Source organism: Aurantibacillus circumpalustris (genome assembly GCF_029625215.1).
Taxonomy (GTDB): Bacteria; Bacteroidota; Bacteroidia; order B-17B0; family Aurantibacillaceae; genus Aurantibacillus; species Aurantibacillus circumpalustris.
In genome coordinates this window covers 1,816,772-1,829,598 of sequence record NZ_CP121197.1, presented here as the reverse complement: position 1 = coordinate 1,829,598, position 12,827 = coordinate 1,816,772, and the positions used below count along the sequence as shown (strand labels likewise).

Below are 12,827 nucleotides of genomic sequence, written 5' to 3'. Positions count from 1 at the left end.
TTTAAATCACACGAAATAATGAAAAAGATTCTATTCCTCATTTCCATCATCTCCATCACCGCTTGTAAAACAACTAAAAAAAGTTTCATTACTGCGCCGACGGTTGCTTCCGGCTCAAACACACCTGCGGGCTCAGCCGGCCCAATTATGCTTTCTAAATCGCAAGACGGTATTTATCCACCAGGTGAAGAAGAGCTAGTTGCCCTTCAGTCCAGGTATAAAGAAGTTACATTATTACAATTACAAGAAGGACATGCTTTATACACTAAGGGGGCTTGCATTAATTGTCATGAACCAAAAAATATATACAGGTACACCGAAGTAGCGTGGAAAGATATTGTTGATGATATGGCACTTAAAGCGAGGATAAGTTCTTCAGAAAAAGACGCCGTTTACAAATATGTACTTGCTATAAAGGCGCAACAACAATAGAAAATGAGTTAAATTAATTTCTAGAAAAATAAATAATAAAATATGAATTCACGAACAATAATTTCAGGTTTTATGTTTATGATCTTACTGGCTTTATTTTTATCGTGTAATGATTTTGAATTTAAGCAACATTTAACTGATCCAGTAGTTGATACAGTTGCACCTGTTCTCAATCTTTTAGGCAAAGAAATTGACACTACTTATTTGCAAATCTCCTCTACAACACTCAGCACCAATGGCGCTTCAGGATACACCTGGCATCCGGGGAACTCCACTTCAAACTATCCCGACCCGGGAGCGCAGGTTCTTGATGAAATAAATGGACAGATGAGGTGCACAGATCTTCCTTTAGAAGTTACAGGTGTCGTAAACAATAAATTTCCGGGACGTTATGTTTTATATTACAACGTAAAAGATCTTGCAGGTAACAAGGCTGCTACGGTTAGCAGAACGGTTCACGTGTTAGAAAATAGCGCTGCCTTTTTAAATGGAGATTATTCTGTTACTTGTAATTGCACAGTTACAACAAATAACGCAAACACACCAACCGTTACAACAAGCAGCTATACGGCCGCTGTGGTAACATCTGCAAAAGTTAATAACCAATTCAAAGTGACTTCTTTAAAAACAGGACCCGAATATATCGTACCCAGCATAACCCTTGTTGGCAATTCACTTGATGTATTTTATTATACTCGAAATTACAATTCAAAAGTGACTACTACAGCCTTATCACCAGACAAAAGCTCATTTTCCGTTGAAATACAAGATTATTTTTCAGATGGAAGCTTTGCTTATACATGTAACAATGTTTATACAAAAATTAAAACGGAACAAAATTAAATGCCTCAAAATAATAATTATGAAAAATTTTCTTTCATTCATTTGTATCTGCATTGTTTTTATTTTATCCGCTTTTACTATACTAACGTCTGTGAATTGGAAAGTAAAAGAAAATTATCAAGTGAAATATACCGCCGGTGGTATGCAAGGTTATTTTAAAGGACTGAAAGCTACACTTGTATTCGACGAAGAACATGCTGAGAAATCGAAAATAACAGCGTTTATTGACGCAACAAGTTTAAATACAGGCGATGCGCTTAGTACAGAACACTCCAAAGAAGGTTTAGAGACAAATAAATTTCCGATTATTTCTTTTGTATCCACCTCCATTTTAAAAACAACTAAAGGTTATGATGCTCTGGGGAATGTAACATTAAAAGGTGTGACACGAAAAATAATCATTCCCTTTTTTTTTGATAGTAAAAAAATGTCAGCTCAATTTCCTTTTGTGGACAAGGAAACGTTTAGCGGCAGATTTACTATCTCTCCAAAAAATTTTAATATCACCAGAATGGGCACTCCAGAGGAAGTTACGATCGAGTTGACTATTCCAGTTAAAAAATAACAGTGTTTTCTAGTGAATAATTTAATCTTAGAAACTCAACTTGAAGTTTTTATCTTACCACCTTAAAATTACTTATCACTCTTTGTTACTCAAACAAACATACCGTAAGAAAATCAACATTACTGCTCCTGTTTCAGAAATCTGGAAGGCTCTAACTGATACTGAACAAATGCAAAAATGGATGTTAGAAGAAAAACTAAAAATCATTACCAATTGGGAAATTGGATCAACTTTTATTATTCAGGGTACAAATCATTGGGTCTATTTTGAAAACAAGGGCAAAGTATTGGCATACGAACCAATGAAATTTCTTAGTTATAATTATCTCAGTTCCTTATCGAGATTACCAGATACTCCAGAAAACCAAACAATTATTGAATTTAACTTAGAGCCCCATGAAAAACACATCGTTTTATCATTGGTTTTACGTAACTTTCCTACAGAATCTATTTATAAACATGTAGTCTTTTATTGGAATTCTACTTTAATCATTCTGAAAAAACACATCGAAAATCATTACCAGTATTATATAGTATGAAACATTTAAAACTCACTTTTCTATTTTTTGCACTCCTCGCTTCAAATTTATTTTACGCGCAAAAAGACACATTAAAAAAAAAGGATGAACTTGTTTGGTATACTGATTTGATGCAAGCAAACGAAGTTTCTAAAACAACAAAAAAGCCGATTTTTGCGTTTTTTACAGGAAGCGATTGGTGTGTGTGGTGTTGGAAACTACAAAGTGATGTATTTTCAAAACCAGAATTTATTGATTGGGCGAAAAAAAACGTTGTGCTTTTGGAACTTGATTTTCCGAAACGCAAAAGTTTGAGCCCTGAATTAGCACAACAAAACAACAGTCTTCAGCAAACCTTTCAGGTGCAGGGGTATCCTACAATTTGGTTATTTTTCATGAATAAAAATAAAGATTCAGATCCATTTACCCTCGAAAGTCTTGGTTCACTTGGTTACCCTCAAGGTTCAGAGGTTGGCAAAGAGCAAGTGAAGTTTCTTAAGGATGCAAACGCTCTACTCAAAAAGAAACCGAGTAAATAAAATTCATTTTCACCGTTGCTCGGAAACTACTCTTTTACGTGCAATTACTGTCCTTATATATTGATACAAAGGTGGCCTTTATTTTAGGCCAGTATAGTCGCTTGTAACGTTATATTATCCCAAAAACCTTTCATTCCAAAAAACAAAAACCTAATTTAGCTCTTCTTAATAATTTAAAACTGGAAATCATGAGACTTAAATTAGTAATTACATCTGCGGTTATTTTAAGTATGACTGCATGCAACCCTTCAAATAACAAAGCTAACACTGATTCTGAAGCTAACAACCAAGAGGAGGTTATTCAATCAAACGAAGAGTCAGGTGTTTATTTTGTAAATATTAAGGATGGTGATAAAGTTACCTCACCTCTTTTTATTGAAATGGGGGTAAAAGGTATGGAAGTTGAGGCGGCCGGAGATATTCATGAAGGAAAAGGGCATCATCACATTATTATCGATGGAACTTTTGAAGAAGCCGGTACTATGGTAGGTAAAGATGAAACACATATTCATTACGGAAAAGGTCAAACTTCAGATACTCTTAAATTAAGTCCTGGCTTACATACGCTTACGATGCAGTTTGCAAATGGTGCGCATCAATCGTACGGAAAGGAATGGAGTAAAACCATTTCAATTACAGTGACAGAATAAAACATCCTATTTATTTCTTCTTCTTTTTATTAGAATTAACTAACGTTAGTATCTTTCGACGCTTTCTTTTTAATAATTGCGCGTTTTCAATAATACATGTTAACCTTATGGCCTTATTGCATCCACTTATTAAGATTTGCCTTGAATTCATTTCGTGGCTTCTCTTTAAATGAGATTATCCAAATGAAAATTTGTCATTTTAACTTCATTTTTTTCAGTCATTTTTAACGGCTATTAACAATTTCTTTGTCAATTTTTCAGTTTCAAATAACTGGCACAGTGCTTGTTTATTAGATGATAGATCGCGATTTAATTTTTAAAACAAACTAATTAAATAAAAAAAAGGAGGAAAAAATGAACTCATTAATCAAATTAAACAGTAATGCAAAAAGTGGATTATTTCCAGAATTCCCATCATTATTTGATGATTTTATTACAAAAGATTTTTTCAATTTACCCTCACTGTCAGCATTGAGGTCAGTGACAACACCTGCTGTTAATGTTAAAGAAACAAATTCGGCATTCGAATTGGAAATGGCAATCCCCGGTTTAAATAAAAAAGATTTCAAAATTGCTATAGAAAACAACAAACTTTATATATCTGCAGAAAGTGAAAATAAAAAGGAAGAAGACAGTGAAGATGGCAGATACTCGAGGCGCGAATTTAGCTACCAATCCTTTACACGGGAGTTTCATTTGCCCGAAAATTCCGTCAATGAAAATAACATAAGTGCAAATTATACCGACGGAATACTTCACGTAGTGGTGCCAAAGAAAGAGGTTTCCAAGCCGAAACTTTTGAGAGAGATTGCTGTGGAGTAAAAAAAAAAAGGGCAGAAATATTTACTGCCCTTTTCTATTTCTGTTAGGAGCGTTTTGAATATAGTCAGATTAACATACGATTATAATCTCACATTTGATGAAATAACTGAATTACATATAACGAAAACAGAGAGGAGGAAAAAAATGTGTTTCTTAAAATGGTTTAACTATTCGGATATAATAACTAACAATAGGCTTAACAAATTTTTGAGCATCATGTTGATATGCGCGCATTTAAACTCATGCAGTGCTCAACCAAATTCCAATGAAAATGTAAAGCAAGAACAAACTAACTTACTTGGTGATTCTTTAAATCACCCCGATATTAATGTAAAAGTAAACAAGCAATTCGACAAAAACGGAAATATAATCAAGTACGATTCCACCTACAGCTATGTTTACAAAAGTGGCCCAAAGGGAATGAGGGTGGATAACGACAGCATTTATGCGCAATTCAAAAACTTTTTTCAATTAAATTCATCAAGTTTATTAAACCGCGAAAAAGATCGTGTTTTTTTAGAGGATTCACTTTTTCAATACGATTTTTTTAATGATGACTATTTTGAAAAAAGATTTGACTTAAACCAGAATATTTTTCGAGATTTTTTTAAACAAATGGATTCGATTAAAACAAATTTTTTAATTGAAAGGTATCCAAAAGGAAATTCAAAAAAGAAATAATAAGGCAAACTCTCTTCACTTTTTAAAATATAAAATTAACTCCGTCACTATCACATTGGCGATGGGAGTTAATTTTTATCCCAATCAAAAACATACGCCATTCTTAAATTCATTTTATTTTTTTGATACGCTTCGCACGGAAAAGTGATTTAGAAGTTATAAGTGATTTATTGAGCAAATCTTACAAATAAATTTCAAATGAAAAAGTGTTCCAAAGTCTTTTGATCGATTTCATTTGATTGAGCCGTACGGCAATTTCAATGACTAATTTTTTATATATTTGATAAATTATTTCCTTCAATCAAAAAAAAGTTTCATAAAGTCTAAACCAACAGCATGTACCCTAAACTCTATTTTATTAAGTACATTATTTTAATCGTGATAATTGCCATTCCGATTTTTGGTTTTCTTGATACAATGCCTATTCGTACCTGGGACGAAGCACGTATCGCCATTAATGCCATTGAAATGTTTCATAATGGAAATTTTATTGTGACTTATTTTGATCATACACCTGAAATGTGGAACACAAAACCGCCATTACTTATATGGTGTCAGGTAGTTTTTATGCACATTGTCGGCACAAACGAAATAGCCATACGCCTTCCTTCGGCATTAGCTGTTTTTGCGACTTGCATGGCCATTCTTGTTTTTTCTCAGCGTTATCTTAAAAATTTTTGGTTGGCTTTTATTGCAATTTTAACTTTAATAACTTGCGATGGTTATCTTGGCTTACACGTGTCACGAACTGGAGACTACGACGCCATGCTTACCTGTTTTACAACTATAAGCTGTTTGTTTTTTTTCGCTTATACCGAAACAAAACAAACGAAATTTCTTTATCTTTTTTTTACTGCCGTTCTATTAGCTTCTTATACCAAAGGGATAGCAGGAATACTTTTTTTTCCTGCCCTGGGCATTTATGCTATTATTCAAAACCAACTGATGTTATTTATTAAAAATAAACACTTTTATATTGGCTTCTTTTCTTTTCTTACATTAATTCTTAGTTATTACCTAATTCGTGAAACACAAAACCCGGGATACATTTCCATTGTTCAGGAAAATGAACTGGGAGGAAGGTACTTGGTATCTCAAGGCGGGCAAAAATTTGACTTCTGGTTTTATTTCAACAATTTTAGAGTGTATAGATTGCCAGACAGGTATCTCCTGATTCCTTGTGGCATGTTGATCGGACTTTTTAGCAAGGATAATCGCATCAAAAAAATTACATTATTCTTAACCTTATTGGTGATCACTTATTTTATTATTATTTCTATTGGCAAAACAAAATTAGAATGGTATGATGCTCCACTTTATCCTTTTTTATCAATTTTGATTGCTTTTTTTATCCACTACATTTTTGATGCTTTAAAAACGAATCCATTCTTAAATCAGAATTTTAAAGGAAATCCCGTTCCATACATCCTTTTGTTTTTATTATTTATAGGCACATTTGAACGCGCTTGGTCCAAAACATATTTACCCGAGGAAGCCCCGTGGGACGCAGAGATTTATGAAATAGGATATTATCTAAAAAATGCCATAAAGGGCAAATATGATCTTGAAAATAAACATCTCGCTTATGACGGATATAAAGCTCAAAACACTTTTTATTTAAGGGTTTTGAATGACAAAGGCGTAAATACTCATGAAAAGGAATACACAGGTCTAGTAAAAAACGACATGGTAATTGCTTGTCAGGAACATGTAAAAAATTACATCAGAAATAATTATCTGTACACAGAAAAACATGAACAAGGTCCTGTATTCACCTACACCATTTATGGTAACTCAAAGGACACCATTCAGTAAAATTTATATTTTATTATTTTTGACTAATTGAAACATTTTCAATCTTTATCTTTCTTTGGCGATGTTTCTCACTAAAATTTTATCTTTAAACGATTTTAATCTTTTTCAAATTTATGCCAATGAAGATAAAAAGTAAACTTCCTAACATAGGTACAACTATTTTTACTACCATGAGTGCATTGGCACGTGAACACAATGCGATTAACTTATCGCAGGGATTTCCTGATTACGACTGTTCTCCGAAATTAAAAGAAGCAGCCACTCACTACATAAACACTGGTTACAACCAATATGCTCCAATGGCAGGAACGATTCAATTGCGAGAACGTGTGGCTGAAATTATTTCCTTAAGTTATGGTTCGAATTATGATCCTGACTCTGAAATAACGATTACAGCGGGTGCTACACAAGCAATTTATACAGCTATTGCAGCATTTATTCATAAGGGGGATGAAGTAATCGTTTTTGAACCAGCTTATGATTGTTATGTTCCTGCAATTGAAGTGCACGGTGGTATAGCAGTATACTCACAACTTAAGGCAAATGATTTTTCAATTAATTGGGAAGATGTTCGGAAAAAAATTACTCAGAAAACGAAAGCCATTTTAATTAATTCCCCTCACAACCCAAGTGGTACAACTATTACTGCAAAAGATATTTTAGAACTTGAAAAAATAATTTCAGGATCAAACATACTTGTTATTAGCGACGAGGTATACGAACACATGGTGTTTGATGGTGAGACTCACAACAGTGTTGCAAAAAGTAAAATTTTAAAACAGCAGTCTATTCTTATTTCATCATTCGGAAAAACAATACACACAACAGGGTGGAAAATTGGTTATGTAGCAGCTCCAAAAGAAATAATGAATGAGTTTAGAAAAATTCATCAGTTTCTTGTTTTTGTGGTTAACCACCCATTACAATTAGCAATCGCTGATTTTCTTGCAGATAAAACGAATTACACAGAGCTTAAAAAATTTTATCAGGCCAAGCGCGATTTGTTTCTGAAACTAACAGCAAGTTCTAGGTTTGTACCTTTAAAAACCAGCGGTACTTACTTTCAACTCATGTCCTATAAAAATTTAAGCGATGAATCCGATACAGAATTAGCTATTCGTTTAACGGTTGAGAAAAAACTAGCAACGATTCCTCTATCCGTTTTTTACAGTGAAAAAACAGACAACAAATTATTGCGTTTTTGTTTCGCAAAAAAAGATGAAACGTTGGAAAAGGCGGCAGAGATTATTTGTAATATCTAAAAACACTATTCCGTTAACAATCACACTCAAATAAAAAGCCCTCGACAATTCGAGGGCTTTGGTTTACAAAAAAATTAATTAATTCGAGACAATGATCTTTTGATTGATTTGTTCGTTATTATTCTGTCCCACCATAAAATAAATTCCATTGGCCAATTTAGTAATTGAAACTTTATGATCATTTTGTTGCGTTAATTCTATTAATTCAACGATTTGACCAAGTTCATTAATCAACTTTAGTTTAATATCTGAAACCGAAGCAATAACAAATTCACCATTATTTGGATTCGGATACACTGAAATTAAATTTTGATAACCTCCAATAGTTGATATCCCAGTGCATGGATTAACAGTTATATGGATAGAAGTATTTCCTTCACATCCATTTGCATCGGTTGCTGTAACAGAAAATATATTGCTAGTTATTGTTGGAGACGTATTCACAGTTTGAGTATTTGCACCTGTGCTCCAAGTATAAGAAACTAAAGATCCGTTTGCAGTTAACTTTGGTCCGGGATCATTCTTACACATAACGGTTTTACTTGCAGCAATAGTTAATGTTGGAGTATCAAATACAACAATTGCTATACTATTAGAGCTTTGACAATTTAAAACGCCAGCGGTTGTTGTACCAACTACCGTATATATTGTTGTGGTAAGCGGAGTAACATTAACGGAAATACCTGAACCCACACCTGCCCAATTATAACTATTTGCACCACTTGCAGTTAAGGTTGTACTCTTTCCAAGGCAGACACTTTGAGATGAGGCTGAAACCGACACGCTTGTGTTTAATACGCCAATATCAATCGTTCGGGTTCCTACACAAGTACTTGTGCCTGCAATGCCGATAACCGTGTAAATAGTAGAAACCAGAGGGTTTACAGTGTATCCCGAAGAGTTCGGTCCATTAGTCCAGGTATAACTTGTGGCTCCACTCGCTAAAAGGTTAACAGTGCCTCCAGGGCAAGTTACAGTTTTGCTTGCGGTCACAACTAGCGTAGGTGTTATCGCTGTTAATACAAATTGGCTTGCAACAGCTGAATTACAATTAAGTGAATTTGAACCAACAACATAATACACGGATGGTATTGTAGGGTTAACTGTAATTACTGAACCTGTTGCTGCTGGGGTAGTCCATGTGTACGACAAGGCACCACTGGCAGTCATTGTAACCGCAGCGCCTTCGCATACCATCGTTGCTGAAGGTACAACGGTAATTGTTGGATTTGGTTTTGTACCAACGCTTACGGTCGCCGTGCCAGCACAGGTACCATCTGAAGCAGACACTGTATAAATAGTTGGAACTAAAGGGCTAATTATTGCTATTGAACCAGTAAGTCCTGTAGGTTGCCAGGTATAACTATTTATTGTAGAAACCGCCGTTAAAGTAGTAGATACACCAATGCAAACAATTGGAGGATTAGCAGAAGCAGTAACCACAAGAGGCGAAACCGATACTGATGTAGTTGCAGTTGAACTACCACACGCATTTACGCCTGTAACAGTGTAAGAACCCGTCGTACTTGGCGCAAATGGTTGTCCATTTATTACGCCTCCAGTCCATGAGTATGTATTTGCACCGCTAGCGGTTAAAGTTGCCGACTGTCCAAAACAAACCGTGTTAAGAGCGTTTGTTATGGTCAATGTTGGTATACCACCATTAACTAATACAGTAATGGCACCAGAAGAGTTACAACTTGTTGAACTTGTTCCAACTATTGAATAAGTTGTGTTACTTGTTGGAGAAACGACTAAAGTTGTACTTGTTGAATTGCCGTTACTCCATGTATAATTACTTGCCGCGTTTGTTGTTAAGGTTAATGATTGACCTGCACAAATAACAGGACTAATACTATTTGTACCAGAACTCGTTATATGTATGTCGCATAATAAATCTATAATTACCCGGCCGCTACCCGTGAAAGTATTTATAGCATTCGTTTGGTTTGCACCAGCATTGTAAGAGCCACCACCACCGCCTGGTGCGTTTGACTCAGTAAAATTAGGTGTATCTCCACCGCCACCACCTGAATAACCACCACCGCCACCGCCGCGCTGACCAGTGCCAGAGTTGTAACAGCCACCGCCGCCACCAAATCCGCCATCGCCACTGGTATTAGCAAGATAACCACAAAGTCCGCCAGCTCCTCCATTTGTAAATGAATAAGCAATACCTAGGGCTTGACACAAAGAACCGTCTCCGTAAAATCCAGCACCTGAACCTGCAATCCCACCTGAAGTCCCACACGTTCCACCATTTCCGCTAGCACCTCCATTCGATCCACCTGGGCGAGGATTTCCATTGATTACAGTGGTAGCCTGCATCCCACTTAAACAACATGGAAGAGGTGATCCGCCGTAGCCATCTCCATTTCCACCGCCACCACCGGCAACAACATAAGGTACGTTACCTGTACTCGAAACAAATGAACCTCCTCCTCCTCCCCCGGCAATGTATGTTCCATTCGACATTTGAGTTCCCATTTGACCAACAAGAATTTTTAAAACAGTACCAGCAGTTAATGTAAAATCTCCTGATATAGAAGCTCCATAACCACCATTGTAAGCCCCTTGCGCTCCAATCGCTTTGATTCTGTAAGGGCCGGTCGCTGGTATTGTGAAAGATTGGATACCGCTTGAAACAGTAACAGATCCATTCAAGTTAGTTGATAAGTACGCAGTGTTAATTTGAGTTTGGTTTGGACCTGCAGGTCCAGCCTGACCCGCAGATGTGAAAGTATAGCTTACCTGCGCAAAAACTTGACTTACGTTGAAAATAATAAGCAGAATGAATATAGCAGCAATATTAATTGATGCGTAAATCCTTTTTTCTCGTTTGATGTAATTTTTTTTCATGGGTTTAAGTTTAAATTAAAAAAACAGTTAACTTTTACATAAAGATATAAATTTTCAAAACACATTTACACATTTCTTAAAATTTCAAATATTTAGATAAAAGAAATTTCTAAGTCCAACATGATTGTAGCAATAACTTTTAACTATTTAGAAAGAAACTATGGCTAACTATTTTTTTTACGAAAAAATAAAATCTCTTAAAAAAAGTAGAAATATTTGCGAATGCAATTATCATAAATATAAAACCACAGATTAAAACTCAATGCTTGATGCACCGAATTATAACCTGTGGTTAAATTTCCTTAAAAATAAAAACTACTCTACTGTATTGTTTTGTGCAGCTTGTTTTTTGTACTTCATTAAACGCACAGTCCAATATCCTAAAATAAACGCAATAAGAATCCAAATTATTACATTCGGTCCGTGACCTAAAACACGCATGCCTTTAAAAATCCATTCGAAAAAATCTCCGGTTGCATAAAAAATGTCTGTCCAGGTAATCATTAAGTTTTTCATATTCTTTTATTTTATTAAATCTCTTATTAAGAAGCGTTTTGTTTATTAGTTTTTTGCTTTACACAAACCATCACCTTGTAATTGCTAAATTTGTGTTTTACGCCTACAAAAATAGAAATTATTTTAAAACAAAAAAACCGTGTTTGCAGGTCTCTTAAATAAGGGTTTTAGAGGGAGTTTAGTCCTGTTAATTACGGTATTTTTGGTATCGTTTGTTATAAATTACCTCTCACCTCTTGGCTTAGAGGAAGATCATTACCCCAATCTCTTTTACAACTATTTTGCCGAAAAAATTGGCTCAAAACTAGCAATTAATGCTTTAAACTTTATTTTTATTGGTTTTGGAGTGCTTTTGGTAAGCCTTATTTCTGTAAATCAAGAAATAGTCGATAAACAAAACTACTTTCCTGTCTTTTTATATATGCTCGTTTGCATTGCCGGAGTGAGCCCTACACAAATTACTTCGCAAATTTTTACCAACGTATTTGTACTTTTTGCCATTTATAAGCTTTTAGATACTTATCGGGTTGACAATCCGCTGAAACAGATTTTTGACGCCGCCTTTTGGCTAAGTGTTTCAGCCTTTATAACCATATCCAGTATCATTAGTTTTCCTTTATTTTTTGTGATTCTACTCATTTTACGGCCCTTTAACTGGCGCGAGTGGATGATTGCCTTAGTTGGTTTTATTATTCCTGTTTTTATTTACGAAAGCATGGCTTACCTTAGTAACTTTAACCAGTGGTACCTATTTGATGCAACAAGACTCTATTTTAGGTTCATGAAATCGCCTTCATTTAGCGAATATTATTTGCCACTTTTCATTTCTTTAGTTTTTCTGCTCATTATTTCTTTTCTCTATAGCATGGTAACTGGATTCGGAAATACCGTAAAAAAACAACGAACCAAATCTATTCTTATTTGGTTTATTTTCTTTTCTACATTCGGCTTTTTCTCTGGAGGTGCTAATAGTTCAAACATCATTCTTATTTATTCTTTACCACTTTCATTTTTTATAGGTGATTTCTTATTCAATTTGAAACAACTTAAAATAACAAACACCATTCTTGCCATTTTAATTTTTTGCGTGGTGGTGGTTTTTCTGGGACAGTTTCAGTTGATTTAATTTACCACTTCGCTTACATTTAGTACTTCTAACACTGAGATACAGAGACTCTGAGGCACAGTGGAAATTCATTAAACTAATTTGCTCAACTCTCTCCGTAGCTCTGAGACTCAGTACCCTCCGTGTTGAAATGGAACAGGGTTGCGTAGCGAAGTTTTAAATCGGCATAAATATCTAAAACGTTTTATAGGTCATTAACA

13 protein-coding genes are annotated in these 12,827 nt (G+C 34.8%); 11 read left to right on the top strand and 2 right to left on the bottom strand.

The features are described from left to right. Positions 1-18 precede the first annotated feature (18 nt). The 10 genes from P2086_RS07690 (at position 19) to P2086_RS07645 (ending at position 8,126) form a co-directional block, all read left to right on the top strand. A complete protein-coding gene (locus P2086_RS07690) occupies positions 19-432 on the top strand; it encodes a hypothetical protein (protein ID WP_317899868.1) in 414 nt (137 codons plus the stop codon). Positions 433-474: 42 nt separating this feature from the next. After that, the gene (locus P2086_RS07685) at positions 475-1,275 is read left to right on the top strand and encodes an immunoglobulin-like domain-containing protein (RefSeq protein WP_317899867.1); all 801 of its coding nucleotides are present in this window, start codon (positions 475-477) and stop codon (positions 1,273-1,275) included. A 19-nt stretch (positions 1,276-1,294) separates the two neighbouring features. Beyond that, entirely contained in the window at positions 1,295-1,840 is a 546-nt protein-coding gene (locus P2086_RS07680) for a YceI family protein (RefSeq protein WP_317899866.1), read from the top strand. 82 nt (positions 1,841-1,922) lie between these two features. Further along, positions 1,923-2,378: an SRPBCC family protein gene (locus P2086_RS07675; RefSeq protein WP_317899865.1), complete on the top strand. Its 456-nt coding sequence runs from the start codon at positions 1,923-1,925 to the stop codon at positions 2,376-2,378. Beyond that, positions 2,375-2,896, top strand: coding sequence for a thioredoxin family protein (locus P2086_RS07670; protein ID WP_317899864.1), 522 nt, complete (start codon positions 2,375-2,377; stop codon positions 2,894-2,896). The genes P2086_RS07675 and P2086_RS07670 overlap by 4 nt, the downstream gene beginning before the upstream one ends. 188 nt (positions 2,897-3,084) lie before the next feature. Next, the gene (locus tag P2086_RS07665; protein ID WP_317899863.1) at positions 3,085-3,546 is read left to right on the top strand and encodes a DUF4399 domain-containing protein; all 462 of its coding nucleotides are present in this window, start codon (positions 3,085-3,087) and stop codon (positions 3,544-3,546) included. A gap of 354 nt (positions 3,547-3,900) precedes the next feature. Further along, on the top strand, positions 3,901-4,368 hold the full coding sequence (locus tag P2086_RS07660) for an Hsp20/alpha crystallin family protein (protein ID WP_317899862.1): 468 nt from the start codon (positions 3,901-3,903) through the stop codon (positions 4,366-4,368). A 216-nt stretch (positions 4,369-4,584) separates the two neighbouring features. Next, complete coding sequence (locus P2086_RS07655) at positions 4,585-5,049, top strand: hypothetical protein (RefSeq protein ID WP_317899861.1); 465 nt, start codon at positions 4,585-4,587, stop codon at positions 5,047-5,049. Positions 5,050-5,385: 336 nt separating this feature from the next. Then, positions 5,386-6,864, top strand: coding sequence for an ArnT family glycosyltransferase (locus P2086_RS07650; protein ID WP_317899860.1), 1,479 nt, complete (start codon positions 5,386-5,388; stop codon positions 6,862-6,864). A gap of 119 nt (positions 6,865-6,983) precedes the next feature. Next, on the top strand, positions 6,984-8,126 hold the full coding sequence (locus P2086_RS07645; protein ID WP_317899859.1) for a methionine aminotransferase: 1,143 nt from the start codon (positions 6,984-6,986) through the stop codon (positions 8,124-8,126). A 78-nt stretch (positions 8,127-8,204) separates the two neighbouring features. Here P2086_RS07645 and P2086_RS07640 read toward each other — a convergent pair whose 3' ends face one another. Together P2086_RS07640 and P2086_RS07635 are read right to left on the bottom strand one after the other, a co-directional pair. Further along, positions 8,205-10,985 carry a T9SS type A sorting domain-containing protein gene (locus tag P2086_RS07640; protein WP_317899858.1) on the bottom strand — a complete coding sequence of 927 codons (2,781 nt, stop codon included), beginning with the start codon at positions 10,983-10,985 and terminating at the stop codon, positions 8,205-8,207. 315 nt (positions 10,986-11,300) lie between these two features. Beyond that, positions 11,301-11,501 (bottom strand): hypothetical protein, encoded by a 201-nt coding sequence (locus P2086_RS07635; RefSeq protein ID WP_317899857.1) that lies wholly within the window; start codon positions 11,499-11,501, stop codon positions 11,301-11,303. Between the two features lie 139 nt (positions 11,502-11,640). Here P2086_RS07635 and P2086_RS07630 point away from each other — a divergent pair, with 139 nt between their 5' ends. Continuing rightward, entirely contained in the window at positions 11,641-12,627 is a 987-nt protein-coding gene (locus P2086_RS07630; protein ID WP_317899856.1) for a DUF6427 family protein, read from the top strand. Positions 12,628-12,827: the final 200 nt, after the last annotated feature.